Annotated in this window: 20 protein-coding genes; 11 read left to right on the top strand and 9 right to left on the bottom strand. The window is 68.7% G+C overall.

Going from position 1 to position 22,257, the window contains the following annotated elements:
- Positions 1–4 precede the first annotated feature (4 nt).
- The gene (locus IBX53_RS02880) at positions 5–1,036 is read right to left on the bottom strand and encodes a succinylglutamate desuccinylase/aspartoacylase family protein (RefSeq protein ID WP_290905067.1); all 1,032 of its coding nucleotides are present in this window, start codon (positions 1,034–1,036) and stop codon (positions 5–7) included.
- Between the two features lie 162 nt (positions 1,037–1,198).
- Between IBX53_RS02880 and IBX53_RS02875 the strand changes: the two genes are divergently transcribed.
- Positions 1,199–1,816 (top strand): TetR family transcriptional regulator, encoded by a 618-nt coding sequence (locus IBX53_RS02875; protein WP_290905062.1) that lies wholly within the window; start codon positions 1,199–1,201, stop codon positions 1,814–1,816.
- A 25-nt stretch (positions 1,817–1,841) separates the two neighbouring features.
- On the opposite strand, the gene IBX53_RS02870 is transcribed toward IBX53_RS02875, so the two are convergent.
- The 4 genes from IBX53_RS02870 to IBX53_RS02855 form a co-directional block, all read right to left on the bottom strand.
- The gene (locus IBX53_RS02870) at positions 1,842–2,597 is read right to left on the bottom strand and encodes an enoyl-CoA hydratase-related protein (RefSeq protein WP_290905059.1); all 756 of its coding nucleotides are present in this window, start codon (positions 2,595–2,597) and stop codon (positions 1,842–1,844) included.
- Between the two features lie 76 nt (positions 2,598–2,673).
- Positions 2,674–4,083, bottom strand: coding sequence for an efflux transporter outer membrane subunit (locus tag IBX53_RS02865; RefSeq protein WP_290905056.1), 1,410 nt, complete (start codon positions 4,081–4,083; stop codon positions 2,674–2,676).
- Complete coding sequence (locus tag IBX53_RS02860) at positions 4,076–7,219, bottom strand: efflux RND transporter permease subunit (RefSeq protein WP_290905054.1); 3,144 nt, start codon at positions 7,217–7,219, stop codon at positions 4,076–4,078. The genes IBX53_RS02865 and IBX53_RS02860 overlap by 8 nt, the downstream gene beginning before the upstream one ends.
- A complete protein-coding gene (locus tag IBX53_RS02855; protein WP_290905051.1) occupies positions 7,219–8,451 on the bottom strand; it encodes an efflux RND transporter periplasmic adaptor subunit in 1,233 nt (410 codons plus the stop codon). Before IBX53_RS02855 ends, IBX53_RS02860 begins: the two co-directional genes overlap by 1 nt.
- 378 nt (positions 8,452–8,829) lie before the next feature.
- Between IBX53_RS02855 and IBX53_RS02850 the strand changes: the two genes are divergently transcribed.
- Entirely contained in the window at positions 8,830–9,744 is a 915-nt protein-coding gene (locus IBX53_RS02850) for an alpha/beta hydrolase (protein WP_290905048.1), read from the top strand.
- 9 nt (positions 9,745–9,753) lie between these two features.
- On the opposite strand, the gene IBX53_RS02845 is transcribed toward IBX53_RS02850, so the two are convergent.
- Positions 9,754–11,670: a sigma 54-interacting transcriptional regulator gene (locus IBX53_RS02845; RefSeq protein ID WP_290905045.1), complete on the bottom strand. Its 1,917-nt coding sequence runs from the start codon at positions 11,668–11,670 to the stop codon at positions 9,754–9,756.
- 293 nt (positions 11,671–11,963) lie between these two features.
- Here IBX53_RS02845 and IBX53_RS02840 point away from each other — a divergent pair, with 293 nt between their 5' ends.
- The 4 genes from IBX53_RS02840 to cynS are packed head-to-tail and all read left to right on the top strand — an operon-like array spanning position 11,964 to position 15,674.
- Positions 11,964–13,397, top strand: a complete 1,434-nt coding sequence (locus IBX53_RS02840) for a CmpA/NrtA family ABC transporter substrate-binding protein (protein WP_290905041.1) — start codon at positions 11,964–11,966, stop codon at positions 13,395–13,397.
- Positions 13,398–13,400: 3 nt separating this feature from the next.
- Positions 13,401–14,261, top strand: coding sequence for a nitrate ABC transporter permease (ntrB, locus tag IBX53_RS02835; RefSeq protein WP_290905038.1), 861 nt, complete (start codon positions 13,401–13,403; stop codon positions 14,259–14,261).
- Positions 14,262–14,293: 32 nt separating this feature from the next.
- Positions 14,294–15,241 carry an ABC transporter ATP-binding protein gene (locus tag IBX53_RS02830; protein ID WP_290905035.1) on the top strand — a complete coding sequence of 316 codons (948 nt, stop codon included), beginning with the start codon at positions 14,294–14,296 and terminating at the stop codon, positions 15,239–15,241.
- Positions 15,234–15,674 (top strand): cyanase, encoded by a 441-nt coding sequence (gene cynS, locus IBX53_RS02825; protein ID WP_290905032.1) that lies wholly within the window; start codon positions 15,234–15,236, stop codon positions 15,672–15,674. The genes IBX53_RS02830 and cynS overlap by 8 nt, the downstream gene beginning before the upstream one ends.
- 163 nt (positions 15,675–15,837) lie before the next feature.
- Here cynS and IBX53_RS02820 read toward each other — a convergent pair whose 3' ends face one another.
- Positions 15,838–16,350: a fasciclin domain-containing protein gene (locus IBX53_RS02820; RefSeq protein ID WP_290905030.1), complete on the bottom strand. Its 513-nt coding sequence runs from the start codon at positions 16,348–16,350 to the stop codon at positions 15,838–15,840.
- 231 nt (positions 16,351–16,581) lie between these two features.
- Here IBX53_RS02820 and IBX53_RS02815 point away from each other — a divergent pair, with 231 nt between their 5' ends.
- The gene (locus IBX53_RS02815) at positions 16,582–16,896 is read left to right on the top strand and encodes a YqfO family protein (protein WP_290905102.1); all 315 of its coding nucleotides are present in this window, start codon (positions 16,582–16,584) and stop codon (positions 16,894–16,896) included.
- A 51-nt stretch (positions 16,897–16,947) separates the two neighbouring features.
- On the opposite strand, the gene IBX53_RS02810 is transcribed toward IBX53_RS02815, so the two are convergent.
- Positions 16,948–17,505: an NUDIX hydrolase gene (locus IBX53_RS02810; RefSeq protein WP_290905027.1), complete on the bottom strand. Its 558-nt coding sequence runs from the start codon at positions 17,503–17,505 to the stop codon at positions 16,948–16,950.
- Positions 17,506–17,583: 78 nt separating this feature from the next.
- Between IBX53_RS02810 and IBX53_RS02805 the strand changes: the two genes are divergently transcribed.
- From IBX53_RS02805 to IBX53_RS02790, 4 genes are all read left to right on the top strand, one after another.
- Entirely contained in the window at positions 17,584–18,219 is a 636-nt protein-coding gene (locus IBX53_RS02805; RefSeq protein WP_290905024.1) for a CoA pyrophosphatase, read from the top strand.
- A 101-nt stretch (positions 18,220–18,320) separates the two neighbouring features.
- Positions 18,321–18,917 (top strand): 2OG-Fe(II) oxygenase, encoded by a 597-nt coding sequence (locus IBX53_RS02800; RefSeq protein ID WP_290905020.1) that lies wholly within the window; start codon positions 18,321–18,323, stop codon positions 18,915–18,917.
- Positions 18,917–20,500: an ATP-binding protein gene (locus tag IBX53_RS02795; protein ID WP_290905017.1), complete on the top strand. Its 1,584-nt coding sequence runs from the start codon at positions 18,917–18,919 to the stop codon at positions 20,498–20,500. The genes IBX53_RS02800 and IBX53_RS02795 overlap by 1 nt, the downstream gene beginning before the upstream one ends.
- Positions 20,497–21,147: a sigma-70 family RNA polymerase sigma factor gene (locus IBX53_RS02790; protein WP_290905014.1), complete on the top strand. Its 651-nt coding sequence runs from the start codon at positions 20,497–20,499 to the stop codon at positions 21,145–21,147. Before IBX53_RS02795 ends, IBX53_RS02790 begins: the two co-directional genes overlap by 4 nt.
- An 84-nt stretch (positions 21,148–21,231) precedes the next feature.
- On the opposite strand, the gene IBX53_RS02785 is transcribed toward IBX53_RS02790, so the two are convergent.
- The gene (locus IBX53_RS02785; RefSeq protein WP_290905099.1) at positions 21,232–22,224 is read right to left on the bottom strand and encodes a L,D-transpeptidase family protein; all 993 of its coding nucleotides are present in this window, start codon (positions 22,222–22,224) and stop codon (positions 21,232–21,234) included.
- Positions 22,225–22,257 lie beyond the last annotated feature (33 nt).

Raw genomic sequence — 22,257 nt, 5'->3', positions numbered from 1 at the left:
TGCCTCAATAGAGCGAATCGGGCGGGGGGACCAGGCTGGAGTGGAAGTCCTCGACGGCGCTCTCGGCCTCCTCGATGGCATCGAAGCGGGCGATATGGAAGAGCGCCTCCCCCTCGTTGGCCAGCGGCAGCCGGCTCATGCCGATCACGATGCCATCGGCCATGGAGCGCACCTCCCCTTCCGCATTGCCGAAGGGGTCGGCGACCCGCCCCAGAAGCTCACCCTTTGCTACCCGGGCACCGAGACGCACCTGGGGCCGAAGGATGCCGTCGATGGGCGCCCGCGCCCAGCTCGAGCCGTTGGCGATCTCCGCCGCCGGCGGCGCACGACGGCGGTGCTCGCCGGTCAGCATACCGAGCCGGCGCATCACCCGCAGCACGCCGCGCACGCCCGGGGCAATCGCCCATTCATCGAAACGTAGCGCCTCGCCCGCCTCGTAGGTGAGCACCGGGATCCCCCGATTCTGGGCATAGTGGCGCAGGCTACCCTCGCGCAGCTCGGCATTGAGGATCACCGGCGCACCGAAGGCATTGGCCATGCGCTCGGTCTCGCTGCCGGTCTCCAGCTGGGCACGGATCTGCGGCAGGTTGGTGCGGTGAATCGCACCGGTGTGCAGATCGATGATATGAGTGGCATGATCGACGATCTGCTCCCGGAACAGCGCCGCCACCCGGCCGCCCAGCGAGCCCGACTCGCTGCCCGGGAAGCAGCGGTTGAGGTCGCGCCGGTCGGGCAGGTAGCGGCTGTGCTGCACGAAGCCGAACACGTTGACGATGGGCGCAGCGATCAGGGTGCCGCGCAGGCCCTGGATCTGCCTGGACCGCAGCAGACGGCGCACGATCTCCACGCCGTTGATCTCGTCGCCATGGATACCCCCGCACACCAGCAGCGTCGGCCCCGCCTGGCGACCGTGCACCACCTCCACCGGGATGTAGAGCGGCGCATGGGTGTAGAGCCGCGCCACCGGCACATCGATCTGGGTGCGACTGCCGGGGGCAATCCGTATGCCGGCGAGGTCGAAGGGCGCTCGGGCCATGTCGGGTCATCCTGTGACGGGGCGAGGTTCCCTTTATACCCGTGTCATCAGGGCGTTGGCGAGGGCGGCAAGCGCCACCCCGCCAACCATACATTGACGAATGTAAAAGTGATGGCGATCGGGTAGAATCACTGCCCCACCGCTTGATGGAGTCCGCCCCCCATGGCGCGAAAGACCAAGGCCGAGGCCGCCGCGACCCGCGAGGCCCTGCTCGACGCCGCCGAGGAGGTCTTCCTGGAGAGGGGCGTGGCCCGCACCTCCCTGGAGCAGATCGCCCGCCATGCCGGCATGACACGGGGGGCCGTCTACTGGCACTTCAGGAACAAGGCGGACCTCTTCCATGCCATGCTCAACCGGGTGCGCATGCCCTTTCAGGAACTGGTGGAGGAGATCGGCGACCCGAGCCTTGCCGACGCCCCACTGGAGGCGATCCGCCTGGCCTGCCTCAGCGGCTTCGAGCGCCTGGAGCGGCCGCGCTACCGCCGCGTGCACGCCATCCTGATCCACCATTGCGAGGTGTTCGGCGATATCGACCCGCTGGCCATGCAGAACGAGATGGCCGAGGAGTCCTGCGGAGCCCTGCGCGACTACCTGCAGTGCGCGGCCCGGCTGGGCCAGCTGCGCGAGGACCTCTCACCGGAGCTCGCCGCCAACCTGCTGCAGTCGATGCTGGGAGGGCTCTTCCACGACTGGCTGCGCAATCACGAGCAGTTCTCCATCGCGGAACAGGGCAACCTGCTGGTGGAGACCCAGCTCAGGCTGTTCAGGCGCCAGGCCTGATCCGGCCCGAAGGCCTTCCGTCATGTCACGGATGGCGCCTTCTGGCGTAGAAGGCATCGATGGCCCCCTGGGCCTCGGGCGTCCGACAACGCGCCAGCAGCGCCTGCTCCTCGCGGTCCAGCGCCGCACCGATTGCCTCGGCCTGCCCCTCGCGCATCAGCGCCTTGGTGGCCAGCAGCGCATCGAAGGGCTTGGCCAGCAGGCGGGTAGCGCAGTCGAAGGCCTGCTCCAGCGCCCGGCCGTCGGGGGTCGCATCCGTCAGCAGGCCGATCTCTCTCGCCTCGTTGGCCGAGAAGGCCTGCCCCAGCAGCAGCATCTGCGCCGCCGCCTTGTGGCCCGCCAGCTGCGGCAGCAGCCAGGTGGTGCCCCCCAGCGGGCTCAGGGCGAAGTGGGTGAAGGGCAGCTGGAAGCGGGTGGAGTGGCCCCCGTAGGCGAAATCGCAGTGCAGCAGGATCGATACCCCAAGCCCCAGGGCGATGCCTTCCGCCGCGGCGATGGCCGGCTTAGGAAAGGCGTGCAGGCGACGCAGGAAGGTGATCGCCGTGACGCTCTCGGCATCGGCCAGAGCCTGGTAGTTGGCCAGGTCGTTGCCCGCCGTGAAGCAGTTCTCCGCGCCGGTGATGATCAGCACCCTGACACTGTCGTCGGCCTCGGCCGCGGCAAGGCCCTCGATCAGTTGCATGTAGCTCGCCTCGTCGAGGATATTGCGCCGCTCCGGGCAGCTGATCTTGAGCACCATGATGCCGTCGCCCCGGCGGTAAGCGGTGATTCGGGTCGCCATGACATGTCTCCCTTGTGTTGGATCGGGCGGCCCGGCCTGTCGGGGGGCCGCCCTCGCTCCCAGGGCCTTTCGGCCTTCAGCCGTCGACCTGCCAGCCGCCGCCCAGCGCCTTGAACAGCGTGGCGGTGGCGGTCAGGCGGTCGCGCATCGCCTCGGAGAGCGCCAATTCGGCGGCGAGGGTGGCGCGCTGGGCATCGAGCAGCTCGATGAAGCCGACGAAGCCCTCCCGGTAGCGCACCTCCGCCAGCTCCAGGGTGCGCTCGAAGGCCGTCAACTGGCGGCGGATCGCCTCGACGCGCTCGCCGCTGGCCTCGAAGGTGACCAGGGCGTTGCGTACCTCATTGAAGGCCTGGTCAACGGTGGCGCGGTACTGCACCTCGGCCTGCTCGGCCAGGGCCTCGGCGGTCTCGATGCGCGAAGCGCTGCGGCCGAAGTCGAACAGCGGGCCCATCACCGTGGCAGAGAGCCCCCAGGTGCCGGCCGCCGAGGTGAAGAGATCCCCGGCATCCCCGGCGGCGCTGCCCAGCAGCCCCCCCAGGTTGAAGCGCGGCAGGCGGCTCGCCTCGGCCACGCCGATGCCGGCATTGACGGCGACCAGCCCCGCCTCGGCGGAGCGGATATCGGGGCGACGCGCGAGCAGCTCCGAGGGCAGCACCGCCGGCATGCCGTCGGGCAGGGAGATCGCCTCCAGATCGTTATCGCCGAAGTCCAGCTCGCTCATCAGCTCCGCGGGACTCATGCCCACCAGCAACGCCAGGGCGCCTTCCAGCACCCGCACCCGCTCCCGCTGACCCGGCAGCTGGGCCAGGGTCGACTCCAGCTCCGACTGCGCCTGGCGCAACGCCAGTTCGTCGCTCTCACCCACGTCGAAACGCAGCTGCTCGAGGCGGAAGGTCTCCTCGCGGGACTGCGCGGTGGCCCGGGTGATGCGCAGCTGGCGCTCGGCGCTGCGCAGGTCGAAGTAGGTGGTCGCCACGTCGGCGATCACGTTCAGGCGCACCGCGTCGTGGGCAAAGACACTCTGTTCGAGCAGCGCCTCCGAGGCCTCTCGCTCACGGGCCAGGCGCCCCCAGAGATCGATCTCGTAGTCGAGCACGCCGGCCAGGGAGAAGGTGTTGTCGGTACTCTCGCCGAAGGGCGACAGGGTTCCCGGGGTGCGCTCCCGAGCCGCCTCGGCCTGGGCGCTCACCGAGGGGAGCTGCTCAGCGCGAGTGAGCCCCAGCCTCGCCCGGGCCTCCTGGATCCGCGCCAGCTGCAGGCGCAGTTCCAGGTTATCCTCCACCGCCCGCGCCACCAGGCCGTCCAGATAGGGATCCTCGAACTGGCGCCACCACTGCTGCCAGTCGGCGCGGGCCTCGGCGGAGAGCAGCACATGCTCGGGCCACTCCTCGGGCAGGTCCAGCGCGGGGGCCCGGTAGTCGGGCCCCACGGCACAGCCGGCCAGCAGGGCGGTGGAGAGCAGCAGCACAGGCAGTGCCTTATGCATGGGGAACCTCCTTGTCCAGGCGGCTGGCCTTGCGCTCGCGGCGCCAGGTCACCAGGTCCTCCAGCACCTTGTAGGCCAGCGGCACGAAGATCAGCGCGAGCGAGCTGGCAAGGATCATGCCGCCTACCACCACGGTGCCGATCTCCTGGCGGCTGTTGGCACCGGCACCGGTGGCGAACACCAGCGGCAGGGTGCCGATGATGAAGGTCAGCGCCGTCATCAGGATGGCACGAAAGCGCTGCCTCGCCGCGCCCAGGGCGGCCTCGGTGGAGCTCATCCCGGTGCGGCGGTTCTGGGCGGCGAATTCCACTATCAGGATGGCGTTCTTGGCCGCCAGGCCGATCAGCACCAGCAGGCCCACCTGGAAGTAGATGTCATTGGGGAAGCCGCGGAGCATGGCGGCCAGCGCCGCCCCCAGCACCCCGAAGGGCACCGCGGTGGCCACCGCCAGGGGCAGCGTCCAGCGCTCGTACTGGGCGGACAGGATCAGGAACACCATCAGCAGGCCCAGCCCGAAGGCCAGGGCGCCGGCACCGGCTGCGGCGTCGAGCTGAAAGGCCTCGCCGGTCCAGCCCAGCTGGACGTTACCGCCCTCCAGCACCTCTGCGGCGACCTGGTCCATGGCGTCCTTGGCCTGGCCGGTGGTGAAGCCCGGCGCGGCGTCGGCCAGGAACTTGGCAGCCGAGTAGACGTTGTAGCGGTTGAAGATGTCCGCCCCCGACTCGCGGGTCAGGGTCACCACCGAGGAGAGCGGGATCATCTCGCCGCCCTGGGAGCGCACGAAGACCTTGTTGAGATCCTCGGGCTGGCTGCGGAACTCGCCCTCGGACTGCAGGTTCACCTGCCAGTTGCGCCCCGAGAGGGTGAAGTCGTTCACGTACATGGAGCCGAAGGTGCTCTGCATGGCGGCAAACACCTCGTTGACAGGCACCCCCATGGCGCGGGCCTTCTCCCGGTCCAGCTCGGCGCGATAGCGCGGGATCGTGGTATCCAGGGTGGTGCGGGCGTTGGTCAGCTCCGGGCGCTCGTTGGCCGCGGCGGCAAGCCGGTTGGCCAGGTCGGCGATCTGCTGGGTGGTGGCGTCGCCGCGCACCTGCAGGTAGCCCTCCACGCCACCGGTCAGCGACAGCCCCATGATCGGCGGCGGGGTGAAGGCGATCACCAGCGCCTCGGGAATGCCGCCGCCCATGCCCATGATCCGGCCGGCCAGCGACTGGGCGTCCTGCCCGGGGCCTTCCCGTTCGCTCCAGTCCGAGAGGTTGGCGAAACCCACCCCGGTATTGGTGCGCAGGGCGCCGGCGATGATGTCGAAGCCGGCGAAGGAGGTGAACTCGTCGACCTCGTCCATCTCCAGCAGCATCGCCGAGACCTCGTCACGCACCGCCTCGGTGCGCGGCAGCGCCGATACCTGGGGCAGCTGGTAGACCACCAGCGCCACACCCTGGTCCTCCTGGGGCACGAGCCCCGGGGGCAGGCGCGACATGGTGAACAGCGTCGCGGCGATCACGCCGATGAAGAGCACCACGCCGATCACCGCGTGGCGCAGCAGCTTGCTCACCAGCCAACTGAAGCCGTTGGTAAGCCGATCGAAGCCGGCGTTGAACCACTGGAAGGGCCTGGCCACCCTGTGTGTCTGCTTGTCCAGCAGCATCGCACACATGGCCGGGGTCAGGGTCAGGGCCACCACGCCGGAGACCACCACCGAGACCGCGATGGTCACCGCGAACTGGCGATAGAGCTCGCCGGTCAGGCCACCCAGGAAGGTCACCGGGGCGAAGACCGCCACCAGTACCAGGGTGGAGGAGACCACCGCGCCGGCCACCTGCTTCATGGTCTCGATGGAGGCCTCGCGGGCCTTCATGCCCTGCTCGTTGATCAGCCGGTCGACGTTTTCCAGCACGATGATGGCGTTGTCCACCACGATGCCGATGGCCAGCACCAGGCCGAACAACGTCAGCAGGTTGACCGAGAAGCCGAAGGCCAGCATGCCGGCAAAGGTACCGATCAGCGACACCGGGATGGCCACCACCGGGATCAGGGTAGCCCGCAGGTGCTGCAGGAACAGGAAGGTCACCACCACCACTAGCGCCACGGCAATCAGCAGGGTGATGAACACCTCGCGGATGGAGATCTCGACGAACTCGGTGGTGTCGTAGGGCACCGTGTAGGTGAGCCCCTCAGGAAAGCGCCCGGCCATGTCTTCCAGCGCCTCGTGCACCGCCTCGGCGGTCTCCAGGGCGTTGGCGCCCGGCTGCAGGTAGACGCCCATGGGCACGGCGTTCTGGCCGTTGTAGGTGGCCGAGAAGGCGTAGTTCTGGGAGCCCAGCTCGGCGCGGGCCACATCCCCCAGGCGCAGGGTGCTGCCGTCCTGCTCGGCGCGCAGGATGATGGCCTCGAACTCTTCGGGATCGGAGAGCTGGCCGCGGGTGGTCACCGTGAAGGTATAGGCCTGGCCCTCGGGCGAGGGCTCGGCGCCCAGGCTGCCGGCGGCGAACTGGGCGTTCTGCTCGCGGATTGCCGAGGCCACATCGTTGGGGGTCAGGTCATACTGGGCCAGCTTGTCGGGGCTGAGCCAGATGCGCATGGAGTAGTCCTGGGCGCCGAACAGCGAGGCGTCGCCCACGCCCGGAATACGCACCAGCTCGTCGAGCACGTTGAGCAGCGCATAGTTGGACATGAACAGCACATCGCGGCTGCCGTCCGGCGAGAAGAGCACCGGCACCATCAGGATGTTGGTGGAGCGCGCCTCGACGCGCACACCCTGGTCGCGCACCGACTGGGGAAGGCGAGCGGTGGCGGCCTGGACCCGGTTGTTGACGTTGATGGCGGCCTGGTCGGGGTCGGTGCCCATCGCGAAGGAGACGGTGATCTGGAGGCTGCCGGAGTCGGTGGAGGCCGATTCCATGTAGAGCATGTTGTCGACGCCATTGATCTCCTGCTCCAGGGGAGCGGCCACCGCCTCGGCGATCACCTCGGCACTGGCGCCGGGGTAGGCGGCCTGCACCACCACCTGGGGCGGCACCACGTCGGGATACTGCTCCACGGGCAGCATGCGCAGCGCGGCGAGGCCGGCCAGCACGATGATGATGGAGATGACCGACGAGAAGATCGGTCGATCGATGAAGAACCTGAGCATCACGCCTCCTCGTCAGCGGCGAGCTCGTCGTCCAGCGACACCTCGCCGGCCGTCTCGTCGTCAACGACCTCCTCGGCGGAGTCCGCCACGCTGACCTGCACCGGCATGCCGTCCTGCAGGGTCACCTGGCCACTGACCACGATGCGGTCGTCGGCCTCGAGGCCCGAGAGCACCACCTGGCGATTGTCGACGATGGGGCCCAGCTCCACGCTGCGAGCGTAGGCGGTGTCCTCCACGATCACGAAGATCCGCGGCCCCTCGGCGCCCTGGCCCACCGCCTCCTGGGGCACCAGGAAGATATCGTCGAGCTCCTGCACCAGCACGCGCACCCGCACGAACTGGCCCGGCACCACCATGCCCTCCGGGTTGGGGAAGACGGCCCGAGCCGAGACGCTGCCGGTGCGGGGGTCGATGGTGCTGTCGGTGAAATCGATCTGACCCATCTCCTCATACTCGCTGCCGTCGGGCAGGGTCAGCCAGGCCTCGCGAGGCGCCTCCGCCTGGGCATCGGTCATGGCGCGGCGCGCGGCACGCTGCAGGGCGGCATCTTGCTCCGGCAGGGAGAAGCGCACATGGACCGGGTCCTGCTGGGTCACGCTGGTCAGCAGGGTGCCGCGCTCGATCAGGCTGCCCTCGGGGAAGCTCTCAAGCCCGGTCAGCCCGGCAAGGGGCGCCTGAACCTCGGTGTAGCTGAGGTTGAGCTCGGCGTTGGCCACGCCGGCCTCGGTAAGGGCCAGGCGCGCCTCGGCCAGTTCCCGGGCGGAGAGCGAGCTGTCACGCTCGCGCTCGCTGACCGCATTCTGGTTGAACAGGGTGGAGATCCGCTGCCACTCGCGGTTGGCCTGGTTCAGCTCGGCGCGGGCGTTGGCGCGCTCCGCCTCGGCGCGCTTGAGTTCGATCTCGTAGGGCTCGCGATCAATCCGGAACAGCGCATCCCCCTCGCTGACCACCTGACCCTCGGTGTAGAGGCGCTCCTCGAGGATGCCTTCGACCCGGGCGCGCACCTCCACCTCGCGGGACCCTCGCACGCGGGCCGCATACTCCACGATCACCTCCACGCTGCGCGGCTCCACGGCGACCACCACGACCGGGGGCGGCGGGCGGTCACCTCCGCCGCCGGGCCCTCCGGCCTCGTCGTTGTCCTGCCCACAGGCGGACAGTCCGACGGCCATCAGGCCGGCCAGGGCCAGAAGTGTCAGGGGCCTGTGCCCCTTCAGGGGTGCCAATCGCATGGAAGTCTCCACTCTGGGTGATCTCGTCGGTGGGCCCGGGGGCGGGGGCGGGGGAAAGCGCCGTCGAGCGGGTCGAAAACAGGCCTGAATTATAGCTACATTCATGTATGTATACTAGTCACTTTTCCCCTTCCGATCCGCTGGACGGCAGAAAAAAACCGCCCGGGGCGGGGCGGTCAAGCAGGGTTGGTACAGACGGGACTTGAAACGAGAGACAGGTCATTTCAAGAGCAGGGTTAACGAACCCTCACTGAATATTATACATAGAATAAGTATTGATCAAGACTTGTATAGAATTCCTGCCATCTCGACCCGAGCCCGGTCCGCCGCTAAGCTGCTCCGAGGCGGCGACACAACCCCGAAAACGGAGCAAAGGGAATGGATGCGCTGGAACTGGTAAGGGTCGAGCAGCTGGAGGTCGCGGTGCGCATCTGGCACCCCGAGGCGACCAGAACGGTCATGGCCTGGCACGGCCTGGCCCGCCATGGCGGCGATTTTGAGGACTTCGCCCGGGCGCTGGGCCCCACCTGGCGAGTGCTCGCTCCCGACACCCCGGGGCGAGGCCTCTCGGGCTGGCCGCTCTTTCCCGCCCAGGACTACCTCTACTCGCGCTACACGACACTGGCCATCGCCCTGCTCGACCACTTCGGGCTCGACAGTGTGCCCTGGGTAGGCACATCCATGGGGGGGCTGATCGGCATGCTGCTGGCGGCGGACTCCGAGACGGCCCCGCGCCTCGAGCGGCTGGTGCTCAACGATGTGGGCCCGGAGCTGGACCCCCAGGGGCTGGCCGACCTGGGCCGCTACTTCGCCGCCCCCCACCGCTTCACCCGCTTCGGCGACCTTGAGGCCGAGCTGCGCCAGCACTATGTCGGGTTCGGCATCGACAGCGACGACGCCTGGCGGCGGCTGGCCCTGGGCAGCGCACGCCGGCTGCCCGACGGCAGCTGGACCTACCACTTTGATCCCCGCATCGGCGAGCAATTCATCCACGACACCCCCCGCGACACCTGGGCCGACTGGCGCGCCATCCGCTGCCCGCTCATGGTGGTGCGCGGCGCCGACTCCCCGCTGCTGCGCCGGGACAGCGTGGCGAAGATGGCCGAGGCCCAACCGGGCCTGGTCACGCTGGAGGTGCCCGGCTGTGGCCACGCCCCCATGCTCGACCGGGCGAGCCAGGTCGACCCCATCGCCGATTTCCTCGAACGGCCGAGAGAGACACTGATGCCGGCACCGCCGGCGCCTCCCTCCCCCCGCTGGTGGCAACGCCTGCTCGCAAGGCTTCGGGGATAGGCGGCGCGCTCAGTTCGCCCTGAAGTCCCGGGGCGCGATCCCCCAGGCCTTGAGGCGCGAGCGCAGGGTCGTGGGTTTCACGCCCAGTCGCTCGGCGGCCCCGCCCTCCCCCGACACCTTGCCAGCGCTGGCACGCAGCGCCGCCAGGGCATTCTCGCGCTGGCGGCGTGACAGCTCGTGCTCGGTCAAAAGGCCCGCCTCGGCCGACTCTCGGGGCGGCGGGAGCGCCTGGCCAGTCGGCGCCACCCGCTCATCGCCGGCCGCCGGGCTCAGCTCGTCGAAGGCCAGCTGGCGCCCCTGGGCCACGATCACCTGGCGCTCGATCACGTTCTCCAGCTCGCGGATGTTGCCCGGCCAGGGGTAGCGCTTGAGCACCTCGAGCTGGGCCGGCGGTATCCTCACCCCCGGCTTGTTGAACTTCTGGCAGGCGCGCAGCAGGAAGTGCCGCGCCAGCAGGGGTACGTCCTCGCTGCGCTCGCGCAGCGGCACCGAGGCGATCGGAAAGACGTTGAGGCGGAAGTAGAGGTCCTCGCGAAACGTCCCCGCCGCGACCATCTCGCGCAGCTCGCGGTTGGTGGCGGCGATCACCCGCACGTCCACCTGCCGCGTGCGGTTGTCGCCGACCCGCTCGAACTGCTGCTCCTGCAGTACGCGCAGCAGCTTGCTCTGCAGCTCGAGGGGGATCTCGCCCACCTCGTCGAGGAACAGGGTGCCGCCATCGGCCAACTCGAAGCGGCCCGGCCGGTCGTTGACCGCCCCGGTGAAGGCGCCCTTCACGTGGCCGAAGAACTCGCTCTCGAAGAGGTCGCGGGGGATGGCGGCGCAGTTGACACGGATCAGCGGGCGGCCGCCGCGCGCCCCCCCGGCATGGATGGCCCGCGCGATCAGCTCCTTGCCGGTCCCCGATTCGCCGCTGATCAGCACGTTGGCATCGGTGGGGGCCACCAGCGCAATCTGGCGCACCAGGTGGGCCACGGCCGCGCTCTCGCCGACGATCTCGCGATGGTTGAACTCGGCCTTGATCTCCTCCTGCAGGTACTGGTTCTCCAACTCCAGGCGCTGCTTGAGAGACTCCACCTCGGCCAGGGCATCGCGCAGCTGCTGCTCGGCGAGCTTGCGCTCCGAGATGTCGCGAAACAGCACCACGGCCCCCACCAGCCGCCCCATCTCGAAGATCGGCGTGCTGGTGTACTCCACCGGGATCGCCTCGCCGTTCTTGTGCCAGAACACCTCGTCGTCGACCCGGTGCACCTGGCCATCGCTGAAGGAAGCATGGATGGGGCATTGTTGCACCGGAAAGTGGCGGCCATCTGCCTGGGTGTGGTGGAACAGCAGGTGGGCATCGTGGCCCACCATGTCCTCGCTGCTCCAGCCCAGGATCCGCTCGGCGGCCGGGTTGACGAAGGTGGTGCGGCCCTCGGCGTCCAGCCCGTAGATCCCCTCCCCCGCGGCGCCCAGGATCAGCTGGTTCTGCCGCTCGATGCGTTCGAATACCTGCTCGACCCGCTCCCAGCCCACCTGGCCGCGCCGGTGCTGGCGCCGCAGGTCGGCCCTGGCGCGGCGCTGCTCGGCCTTCTGGCGATCGACCAGGGTCAGCAGCAGCCGCCCACGCTCCAGCGCCTGGGCCTGCACCTCCACGTGGCGCGGCTGGCGCTTGAGGTCGAGAACCACCAGGTCATCCGACCAGGCGGGGGAGCGGGTCAGGGCCTCGTCGGTGAAGCTGACCCACAGCGGCAGTGAGGCCCCCAGGCGATGGCTGAAGGGGTGGGCGGTGAGCGCCTCGAGGTCGCCACCCAGCAGCTGGCAGGCCGCGGCATTGGCGCCGAGCAGGCGATCGATCACGGGGTCGATGAGCAGCAGCGCCTGGGGCGCCCGGGCGAAGGCCTCCTGGACAAGCGATGGCGGGGAGAGATCGGGCAGGGACATGGCGAGGGTCTCGCAGCAATGGATCCCCCCTTCCATACAAGGCGCGCGCCAAAGACGAGAAATCGTCAATCTTTCAACGAGATCTCGTCATTGACGAGATCTCGCCACTCCCAGAAGGCCCGTTGGGCAGGCAGGGAAATCTCGCCAAGTAGCTGAAATAATTAAAGGATCTCGGGAATTGCCCAGGATGGCACGCGCTTCGCAGCATCCTGGGTGAACGGCCAGCGGGCAGCGTATCTGCACCAGGCTGGCGCATGACAGGCCTTCCCCTGCACTAGCGAAGCGAGACGACCATGAACAACGACCACAACAGTCTGGGCAACCCCTTCGACCACCGGCAATCCCTGGTCCATGGACGCGACTGTGGCTGCAAGACGTGCACGGATGCGCACCCCTACACCTCCGAGGCCGCCAGCGGCGCCACCCGCCCCGCAGAGGCACAGTCGCCCGCCTCGGCCGCGCCGCGGGACAGCGAGGCGATGATGGACCGCGTCGTCGAGAGCGCCCTGGTTCGCGGCATGTTCGGCCACAGCGACATGCACCGTCGCCAGTTCATGAAGCTGGTGGGCGGTGGCACCGCGGCCGCGGCCCTCGCGACCCTCTTCCCCATGGATGCCATCAAGGCGGCGGTGAAGGAGGACCTCGGCCCGCTGGAAAAGACCCGCCTTGACGTGGGCTTCATCCCCATCACCTGCGCCACGCCGATCATCATGGCCCACCCCATGGGCTTCTACGAGCGCTACGGCCTCGACGTCAACGTGATCAAGACCGCCGGCTGGGCGCTGATCCGCGACAACTCTCTCAACGACAACTACGATGCCGCCCACATGCTCTCGCCGATGCCGCTGGCCATGAGCCTGGGGGCCGGCTCCAGCCGCCGCGCCTTCATCACCCCGGCCATCGAGAACATCAACGGCCAGGCGATCGTGCTGCACAACGACCACCAGGACAAGCGCGACCCGACGCAGTGGAAGGGCTTTACCTTCGGGGTACCCTTCGAGTACTCGATGCACAACTTCCTGCTGCGCTACTACGTGGCCGAACACGGCCTCGACCCCGACCAGGACATCCAGATCCGCGTCATCCCGCCACCCGAGATGGTCGCCAACCTGCGCGCCGGCAACATCGACGGCTTCCTCTCGCCGGACCCCTTCAACCAGCGCGCGGTATTCGAGCGCATCGGCTTCATCCACCTGCTCACCAAGGAGATCTGGGACGGCCACCCTTGCTGCGCCTTCGCCACCAGCGCCACCTTCGCCCGGGAGAACCCCAACACCTACGGCGCCCTGCTGAGGGCGATCATCGATGCCACCCAGTACTCCTCCGACCCCGCCAACCGCTCGGAGATCGCCGAGGCCATCGCCCCCACCAACTACCTCAACCAGCCGGTGACGGTGATCGAGCAGGTGCTCACCGGGCGCTTCGCCGACGGTCTGGGCAACGTGCAGAACGTGCCCGACCGCATCGATTTCGACCCCTTCCCCTGGCACTCCATGGCGGTGTGGATTCTCACCCAGATGAAGCGCTGGGGCTACATCGATGGCGACGTGGACTACCAGCGGGTCGCCCGCGACGTCTTCCTGGCCACCGAGGCCGCCGAGGTGATGCGCGAGCTGGGCTACGACGCTCCGGAGGAGACCTCGCGCAACTACCAGATCATGGGCAAGACCTTCGACTACACCGACCCCGAAGCCTATGTGCAGAGCTTTGCTATCCGCAGGAGCTGAACCATGGATCGCACGACCACCGAGTGGAAGTTCAGTCTCAATTTTCGCGCCGGCCTGCTCGCCGCGGTGATCCTGGCGCTGCTTCTCGGCCTCTGGGAGGGGCTCGACCGCGCCCCGGTCCTCGGCGGAGGCGGCGCCGAGCTCAGCGAGTACGAGCTGCTGATGGGTGGCGCCGACGAGACCGCCCGGGTGCCGCCCCCCTCCGACATCATGGTGCGCGCCTGGGAGCAGCTGTCGGACCCCTTCTACGACGCGGGCCCCAACGACAAGGGCATCGGCATCCAGCTCGGCTACTCGCTGTTCCGGGTGCTTACCGGCTACTTCGCCGCGGCGCTGATCGCGATTCCCATCGGCTTTCTGATCGGCATGTCGCCGCTGGCCTACAAGGCGCTCAACCCCTTCATCCAGGTGCTGCGCCCCATCTCGCCGCTGGCCTGGATGCCGCTCGCGCTGTTCATCATCCGCGATGCCCAGGCCTCGGCGATCTTCGTGATCTTCATCTGCTCGATCTGGCCGATGCTGCTCAACACCGCCTTCGGCGTGGCCGGCGTGCGCCAGGACTGGGTCAACGTGGCCCGCACTCATGAGCTGTCGCCGATGAAGACCGCCTTCCAGGTGATCCTGCCCGCCGCGGCCCCGACCATCCTGACCGGCATGCGCATCTCCATCGGCATCGCCTGGCTGGTCATCGTCGCCGCCGAGATGCTCGTGGGCGGCACCGGCATCGGCTACTACGTGTGGAACGAGTGGAACAACCTCGACCTGACCAGCGTGATCTTCTCGATCCTGCTGATCGGCGTGGTGGGCATGCTGCTCGACCTGGCCCTCGGCGCCGTCGCCCGGCTGGTCGCCTACCAGGAATGACCACCCGCACGCATCCCCCACAGGAGAGAACCATGAGTCATGCCTTTGTGGAAGTTCAACAGGCCGCCAAGCGCTTTCCCGGCGCCAAGGGCGGCGAGGGCCTGACGGTCTTCGAGAACGTCAGCTTCAGCCTCGAGAAGGGCGAGTTCGTCTGCATCATCGGCCACTCCGGCTGTGGCAAGTCCACCATCATGAATGCCCTGGCCGGCCTCGATCAGTTCAGCGATGGCGCCATGGTGATGGAGGGCAGGGAGATCAAGGGTCCGGGCCTCGAGCGCGGCGTGGTGTTCCAGAACTACAGCCTGCTGCCGTGGCTGACCGCCCTGGAGAACGTGCGTTTCGGGGTCCGTGCCCGCTGGAAGGCCTGGGACGAGACCCAGGTCACCGAGCACAGCCTCGAGTACCTGGAGATGGTGGGACTGAAGGGCGTCGAGGATCGCAAGCCGGCCCAGCTCTCCGGGGGCATGCGCCAGCGGGTCAGCATCGCCCGGGCCTTTGCCACCAGGCCGGAGCTGCTGCTGCTCGACGAGCCCTTCGGGGCGCTGGACGCCCTCACCCGCGGCGTCATCCAGGACGAGCTGGTGAAGATCTGGAGCCGGGACCGCCAGACGGTGTTCATGATCACCCACGACGTGGACGAGGCGATCCTGCTGGCCGACCGCATCTTCCTGATGACCAACGGCCCCCAGGCGCGCATCGCCGAGGCAGTGGAGATCGACCTGCCCCGGCCCCGCGCCCGGGCCGAGATCGTCAAGCACCCACACTTCTACATCATCCGCAACTACCTGGTCGATTTCCTGGTGAATCGCTCGGGCGAGCTGCGCACCGTCGACCTCGACCGCCTCGGGCTGCACTACCCGCGCCCGGTCAACCCGGTCACCGAATCGGCGACAGAGTCCGACAGCGCGGATGCCCCGTCATCCGCCTCCCCCATCCAGAAGCTGGTCAAGTTCACTCCCAAGGAGACGCACCATGGATAAGCTCGAGATGCGCCACACCCTGCTCGCCGCCAAGGCCCGCAAGAAGATGAGCTGGGACGACATCGCCACCGCCGTGAACATGTCACCCGTCTGGGTGGCCTCCGCCTGCTACGGCATGAACAGCGCCAGCCACGAGGTGGCCCACAAGCTCTGCGACGTGCTGGAGGTCGAGGGCGAGGTCGCCGAGGCGCTCACCGATTTCCCCACCAAGGCCTGGGACGAGGCGATCCCCCAGGACCCCTTCATCTACCGCCTCTACGAGGTCGTCGGCGTCTACGGCGAGACCCTCAAGGACGTGGTCCAGGAGAGGTTCGGCGACGGCATCATGAGCGCCATCGACTTCACCATGGAGGTCGACAAGATCGAGGACCCCAAGGGGGACCGCGTGCTGCTGACCCTCAACGGCAAGTTCCTGCCCTACAAGGCCTGGTAAGACGCATCTGGCCCGCCAAACGCCCCGGCCCATCGGCCGGGGCGTTGTCGTGCCAGAAGGCCTCGCCGTAGGCGCCGGAGTCACCGGCCGGAAACACGCTACAAAAAAGCCGCCCCGAAGGACGGCAAGAGCAAGGGACTGGAGGAAACGCGAAGAGGGAAAATCACTCGGGCAGCAGCACCCCGTCGATGACGTGGATCACGCCGTTGCTGGTCTCGATATCGGCCTGGATCACGGTGGCATCGTTGATCAACACGCTGCCATCCATGGTGGTGATGGTGATCTCCTGACCCTGAACGGTCTCGGCGCTGTCCAGGCCCATGGCGTCTTCGGCCATCACCTTGCCGGCCACCACGTGGTAGGTGAGGATCGCCTGCAGGGTCTCCTGGTTCTCGGGCAGCAGCAGCTCGTCCAGGGTGCCCTCGGGCAGGGCGGCAAAGGCATCATCGGTGGGCGCGAAGACGGTGAAGGGACCCTCGCCCTTCAGGGTGTCGACCAGGCCGGCGGCCTCGACGGCGGCCACCAGGGTCTCGAACTGCCCGGCGGCGATGGCGGTATCGACGATGTCATGGGATTGCTCGGCATGGGAGTGGCTGCCGGCGTGTACGGCGCCAGCCATCATCAGGCCGGTCATGCCGACGCCCATCCAACGGGTTGCTGTCTTGAAGCTTGTCATGGTGTCACTCCTCGGGAAGTTGTCCAGCGGGCAAGTGTGTCTAAGGCCCTGAATCGCTCGGAGTTGCCAGAGGGCATCCTTGTACGCGACACCACATTTGTACATGTCTTGGACAGGAAGTTCATTCTGTCGCGGATTTTTTTTCCTGGCCCCAACAGACGGAGCCATGGCACAAGGAACGGTGGGGAACTCGAGTCCCCTGCCGTCAACCACCGACAAGGAGAACCGATGATGTACAAGCTGGCCTTCTTCGTGCCCGTGGCGGATGCCGAGGCGGTCAAGGAAGCCGTGTTCGCCACCGGCGCGGGGCGCATCGGCGACTACGAGGCGTGCTGTTTCCAGACGCCGGGCACCGGGCAGTTCCGCCCGCTGACAGGCGCCAACCCGCATATCGGCCGCGTCGGCGAGCTGGAGCGCGTCGAGGAGCTCAAGGTGGAACTGGTCTGCGAGGACCACCTGATCCGCGCGGCGGTGGCGGCGCTGAAGCAGGCCCACCCCTACGAGGAGCCGGCCTACGATGTCTGGAGGCTGGAGACCTTCGACTGACGCTCAGGCCGAGCCCCTGTCAGGCGCAACCGAGGTCAGGCACAACCAAGGTCAGGCGGAACCGAAGTAGCGCTCGCGGTCCTCGGGGGTGATGTCGCTGACGTGCAGCGGAAACAGCTGATCGCGGCGGTCGGCGTAGAAGTGTCGCAGGGTGCGCTCGATGGTGGGAAAGGCGAGCTCGTCCCAGGGGATCTCGTGCTCCTCGAACAACGCCACCTCCAGGCTCTCGGGGCCGGGCCCGAAGCCGCCGGTGAGATCGGCCCGGAACATCATGTAGACCTGGTTGATGTGGGGCAGGTTGATCAAGGTGTAGAGTCCATGGATATCGACCTCGGCGCAGGCCTCCTCGCGGGTCTCCCGGGCGGCCGCCTCCACGGTGGTCTCGGCGTTCTCCATATAGCCCGCCGGCAGGGTCCAGTACCCCTTGCGCGGGGCGATGGCGCGGCGGCAGAGCAGCACCCGGGTGCCGCTGACCGGCAGGGTGCCGGCGACGATGCGCGGGTTCTGGTAGTGGATGGTGCTGCACTCATCGCACAGGTAGCGGGGGCGGTCGTCCCCCTCGGGGATGGCGAAACGCACGGTATGGCCGCAGTGGCTGCAGAAGTTCATGGGGCTCCCGGGCAGGCTGGCGGGCTTGACGCCGCTCTCGAGGGACGGGTAGAAGGAATCAAACCCGATGGAAACCCCATGTTAGAGAATCTTCGCGAACGCCTGCAAGCGCACCATCCCCGGCGGTCCGTGCTGCAGCTGCCGGAGGCGGCGGTGCTGATGCCCATCGTCGACCGTCCCGAGCCCACCCTGCTGCTCACCCGCCGCGCCGCCCACCTCAACACCCACAGTGGCCAGGTGGCCTTCCCCGGCGGCAAGCGCGAGGCGGGCGACCCTGACCTGCTGACCACCGCCCTGCGCGAGTCCCATGAGGAGATCGCCCTGCCCCCCTACCGGGTGGAGCTGCTCGGTCGGCTGTCGGATGTGGTCTCACTGCACGGCCTGCGCGTCACCCCCTACGTGGGCCTGATTCCACCGGACCTGCCGCTGACCCCCGACCCCACGGAGCTCGACGCCATCTTCGAGGTGCCCCTCGCCCACTTCCTGGAGGACCGTCGCCACCATACCGACGTCATCCCCATGGACGGCCGGCCCCTCTATGTGCCCAACTACCATGTGGGGGGCCAGGTGATCTGGGGCCTCTCGGCAATGATGCTGGTGGAGCTGCTGGCCGAGGGCTTCGGCTGCCCGGTGAGCCTGGACCAGAAGCCGCCCGGCCGGCTCTGCTATTTTCCCGAGCGCCTGCTGCGCATCCAGCAGCAGGCCAGCCGCTGACCCGTTCGCCCCAGGAGACCACGACACTGAGCCTGCCCCTCCCCTCCGCCCTGCCCCCCGCGCTGGCCTCCGAGGCCCTGCCACGCCTGATCGATGCCCTGGTGGAGCAGGGCTGGTACCTGGGCGAGGGGGTGCTGGATGCCGACCTGTGCGCCGAGCTTCATGCCGAACTCACCGCCCTGGCCGAACGCGACGCCCTGGAGGCCGCCGGCATCGGCCGCGGCCACGAGCTGCAGCTGCGTCGCGATATCCGCGGCGACGCCATCCTCTGGCTCGACCGCGAGAGCCTCGCCCAGCGCCGCTATCTTTCGGCCATGGCCGAGGTGCAGCAGGCGCTCAACCGGGCACTGTTCCTGGGGCTGTTCGAGTACGAGGCCCACTTCGCCCACTACCCGCCCGGTGCCTTCTACCGCCGGCACCTGGACAGCTTCCGCGGACGCGCCAACCGGGTGGTCTCCACCGTGGGCTACCTCAACCCCGACTGGCCCGAGGACGGCGGCGGCGAGATGGTGCTCTACGCCCCCGATGAGCCCGAGCGCGAGGTGGCCCGGGTGCCGCCCAGCGCCGGCACCTTCGCCTGCTTTCTCGCCGAGAGCGTGCCCCACGAGGTGCTGCCGACCCGCCTGCCGCGGGCCAGCATCGCCGGCTGGTTCCGGCGCAACGCCTCCCTGGACGGCCGAGTGGACCCGGCGCGCTGATGGCAGGGCAAGGCGAAGGCCCCGAGGGGCTGGCGGCGCGCTGCGCCGAGCTGGAGGCACACAACCGGCGGCTCACCGGCCAGGTGCAGCAGCTCCAGGGCGAGCGCGACCACTACCAGTGGCTGGCCGAGAGCACCACCGACCTGATCAGCCGCCACGCCCGGGACGGCACCTTCCTCTACGCCTCCCGCGCCGCCCGGGACCTGCTCGGCTATGAGCCCGAGGAGCTGATCGGCGTCTCCGCCTACGACCTCTTCCACCCGGCGGATCTCGCCGACCTGCTCAACAAGTCGCCCCGGGTCTACTACCACGCCGGCTTCTACCAGCAGACCTACCGCTTCCGCGCCAAGGACGGCCACTACGTCTGGTTCGAGACCACCAGCCGCACCCGCCGCGACCCGGCCACCGGAGAGCTGCTCGACATCCTCAGCGTCTCCCGCGACGTGAGCCGGCGTCTGCGCGCCGAGGCCAACCGCGAACGCCTGGCCCGGGTCGTGGAATCCACCACCGACCACGTGCTGTTCATGGATGAACGCGAGCGGCTCTTCTACGCCAACGAGGCCGCCAGGCGCCTGCTGCGCCTGCCCCGGGAGGGCGGCGCGGCACGCCTGGCCGATGCCTACAGCGAAGGGTCGCTGGCCGAGCTGCGCGATATCGTGCTGCCCGCGGTGGCCCGTTACGGCTCCTGGAGCGGCGAGCTTGCCATGCGCGGCCCCGACGGGCCGGTACCGGTGCTCAGCGTGGTGATGGCCCACCGGGGCCCGGGGAGCGAGCCGGGCCACGTGTCGCTGCTCAACCGCGATATCGGCCTGCGCAAGGCCGCCGAGACCCAGGCCCGCCGCCACCAGGAGCAGATCGCCCACGCCAACCGCCTGGCCACCACCGGCGAGCTCGCCTCCAACATCGCCCACGAGCTTAACCAGCCCCTGGGGGCCATCGCCAACTACGCCAGCGGCGCCCTGCTCAAGCTCGACGCCGACCCCGACCTGCCGGCCGAGACGCTGCGCCTGCCGCTCTCGCGGATCAGCGACCAGGTGGCCCGCCTGGCCGAGCGCCTGCGCCATATCCGCGCCTTCGTGCGCAAGGGGCAGACCCGGCCGCGGCCGGTTCCTCTGCTGGAGGTGGTGGACGCCGCCTGCCGGCTCTGCGAGTGGCAGTTCCAGCAGGCCGGCATCGGCCTGGAACACCACCTGCCAGAGGCGCTGCCGCGGGTGATCGCCGACCCGGTGGCCCTGGAGCAGGTGCTCGTCAACCTGCTGCTCAACGCCCTGGAGGCGAGCCGCGACCACCCCGGCGCCAGACGGGTCAGCCTGCGTGCCCGCCAGAGTGGGCGCCGCGAGGTCACTCTCACGGTCAGCGACCAGGGCCCCGGGGTGCCGGCCAGGGAAGCCGAGCGCATCTTCGCCCCCTTCCACTCCGGGCGCTCGGAGGGGCTCGGCATGGGGCTCGCCATCAGCCACTCGCTGATGGAAGCGATGGGGGGCGACCTGCGCCTGTTGCCCGCCGACGGTTCCGGGGGAGCCACCTTTGCCGCTACACTGCTGGCCGAACCCGCTCCCCTGGCTGCCGCGAGACACCCGTGACCGACACTCCCGACGCCTGCATCGCCGTCGTCGACGACGACCAGGACCTGCGCGAGTCGCTGGCCTGGCTGCTCGACTCCGTGGGCCTGGCCAGCCGCGCCTTCGCCGACGGCGAGGCCTTCCTGGCCGCCGACCCCGACGCCTTCGACGTCGTGCTGCTGGATGTGCGCATGCCGGGCCTCTCCGGCCTGCAGGTCCAGCAGCGCCTCAACGAGCGCGGCGACGAGCTCCCGGTGATCTTCATGACCGGCCACGGCGACGTGCCCATGGCGGTGGCGGCCCTCAAGGCCGGTGCCCTGGACTTCATCGAGAAGCCCTTCAACCACCAGCAGCTGATCGACACCGTGCAGCAGGCCCTGCGCGAGCACCAGCGGGCCCGCCAGTCCCGCGAGCAGCGCGACGCCCTGCAGGCTCGCTATGCGGCGCTGCGCCCCAAGGAGCGGCAGATCCTGGTGCACGTGGCGGAGGGGATGACCAGCCGCGAGGTCGCCGAGCACCTGGGCATCAGCGCCAAGACCGTGGAGGTCTACCGGCTGCGTGCCATGAAGGCGCTGGGGGCATCGAGCCTGGCCGAACTGGTGCGGCTCTGCGTGGCGCTGGAGCTGGTGCAGGCGCTGCCTGACCGGAATTGCCTCGACGACGAGTGACCCTTCCCTGGCAGACCTGCCGCGCGCACGCCCACTGACGACAACGGGCGCCCAAGGGCGCCCGTTCCGTGAGCCTGACGCGCGTCAGTCGTCGCTGAGCGCCAGCTCCTCGAAGAGGCCGTTCAGGGCCGGCGCCTCGTCGGGCTCAGGCTCGGCGGGAGGCTCGAGGGCCACCAGCTGGCCGCTGGGCGATTCGAGCAGGCCACGCAGCTGCTCGTAGTCGAAGGCCTGGCCGTTGGCGTTGACCTCGTTGAGGCGGGCGATGGTCTCGATCAGCGCCGACATGCCATGCTCCTGCTCCTCCAGAGGCTGGAAGACTTGCACCAGCGGCTGGCCGTCCTGCCAGCCGACCTTGATGGGCTGGTCGATGATATTGACCTGGGTGCCCACCGACACGTTGTCGAAGACCGTCTCGATGTCTTCCGGGAACATGCGGATACAGCCGCGGCTGGCGCGCATGCCGATGCCGTCGGGATCGTTGGTGCCGTGGATCAGGTAGCCGGGGATGTCGAGCAGCACGGCGTGGCGACCCAGCGGATTGTCGGGGCCCGGCGGCACCACGGCAGGCGCCGGTTCCCCTCGGGCAGCCGCCTCTTCACGCATCGAGCGCGGCGGATACCAGGCCGGATCCTCCAGGCGCATGGTGGTCTTGGTGATTCCCAGCGGGGTGTCGTAGCCCTCACGGCCGATGCCGATGGGGTAGGTCTCTACCCGCGGCGTCTCGCCCTCGCCCACCTCCGGGTAGTAGTAGAGGCGCAGCTCGGCGATATTGATGACGATCCCGGTGCGCTCGGCATCGGGCAGGATGAAGCCACCGGGAATCATCACCTCGGTGCCCTCGCCCGGGATCCAGATGCTCACCTCCGGGTTGGCGCGTACGATCTCCTCGTAGCCGATGTTGTGCCGACGCGCGATGTCGATCAGGGTGTCCTCGTGATTCTCCACCGTCACGGCGTAGGTCTCGCCGATCACATTGCCCTCATCGGGCAGTGGATAGTGACCGCGAGGCCACTCGGATTCTTCGGCCTGCGCGGCACCCGAGAGGAGGAGCGCGCCGGCGAGAAGTCCACCCTGAATTCGCGCCAACCACCTCGGGGAGTCCCCCGACGC

This window comes from Halomonas sp., assembly GCF_014859505.1.
Classification (GTDB): domain Bacteria; phylum Pseudomonadota; class Gammaproteobacteria; order Pseudomonadales; family Halomonadaceae; genus Halomonas.
Note: the sequence above shows the minus strand (reverse complement) of the source record. Positions and strands in the feature narration are given on the sequence as shown.

What these genes read in the sequence shown, in the direction of transcription:
- IBX53_RS02810 (WP_290905027.1), bottom strand. Translation starts at nt 17,505, where the DNA reads ATGAACTTCTGCAGCCACTGCGGCCATACCGTGCGTTTCGCCATCCCC.
- IBX53_RS02865 (WP_290905056.1), bottom strand. Translation starts at nt 4,083, where the DNA reads ATGCATAAGGCACTGCCTGTGCTGCTGCTCTCCACCGCCCTGCTGGCC.
- ntrB (WP_290905038.1), top strand. Translation starts at nt 13,401, where the DNA reads ATGGATCGCACGACCACCGAGTGGAAGTTCAGTCTCAATTTTCGCGCC.
- IBX53_RS02875 (WP_290905062.1), top strand. Translation starts at nt 1,199, where the DNA reads ATGGCGCGAAAGACCAAGGCCGAGGCCGCCGCGACCCGCGAGGCCCTG.
- IBX53_RS02840 (WP_290905041.1), top strand. Translation starts at nt 11,964, where the DNA reads ATGAACAACGACCACAACAGTCTGGGCAACCCCTTCGACCACCGGCAA.
- IBX53_RS02860 (WP_290905054.1), bottom strand. Translation starts at nt 7,219, where the DNA reads ATGCTCAGGTTCTTCATCGATCGACCGATCTTCTCGTCGGTCATCTCC.
- IBX53_RS02815 (WP_290905102.1), top strand. Translation starts at nt 16,582, where the DNA reads ATGTACAAGCTGGCCTTCTTCGTGCCCGTGGCGGATGCCGAGGCGGTC.
- IBX53_RS02830 (WP_290905035.1), top strand. Translation starts at nt 14,294, where the DNA reads ATGAGTCATGCCTTTGTGGAAGTTCAACAGGCCGCCAAGCGCTTTCCC.
- cynS (WP_290905032.1), top strand. Translation starts at nt 15,234, where the DNA reads ATGGATAAGCTCGAGATGCGCCACACCCTGCTCGCCGCCAAGGCCCGC.
- IBX53_RS02845 (WP_290905045.1), bottom strand. Translation starts at nt 11,670, where the DNA reads ATGTCCCTGCCCGATCTCTCCCCGCCATCGCTTGTCCAGGAGGCCTTC.
- IBX53_RS02855 (WP_290905051.1), bottom strand. Translation starts at nt 8,451, where the DNA reads ATGCGATTGGCACCCCTGAAGGGGCACAGGCCCCTGACACTTCTGGCC.
- IBX53_RS02805 (WP_290905024.1), top strand. Translation starts at nt 17,584, where the DNA reads ATGTTAGAGAATCTTCGCGAACGCCTGCAAGCGCACCATCCCCGGCGG.
- IBX53_RS02880 (WP_290905067.1), bottom strand. Translation starts at nt 1,036, where the DNA reads ATGGCCCGAGCGCCCTTCGACCTCGCCGGCATACGGATTGCCCCCGGC.
- IBX53_RS02820 (WP_290905030.1), bottom strand. Translation starts at nt 16,350, where the DNA reads ATGACAAGCTTCAAGACAGCAACCCGTTGGATGGGCGTCGGCATGACC.
- IBX53_RS02870 (WP_290905059.1), bottom strand. Translation starts at nt 2,597, where the DNA reads ATGGCGACCCGAATCACCGCTTACCGCCGGGGCGACGGCATCATGGTG.
- IBX53_RS02850 (WP_290905048.1), top strand. Translation starts at nt 8,830, where the DNA reads ATGGATGCGCTGGAACTGGTAAGGGTCGAGCAGCTGGAGGTCGCGGTG.
- IBX53_RS02795 (WP_290905017.1), top strand. Translation starts at nt 18,917, where the DNA reads ATGGCAGGGCAAGGCGAAGGCCCCGAGGGGCTGGCGGCGCGCTGCGCC.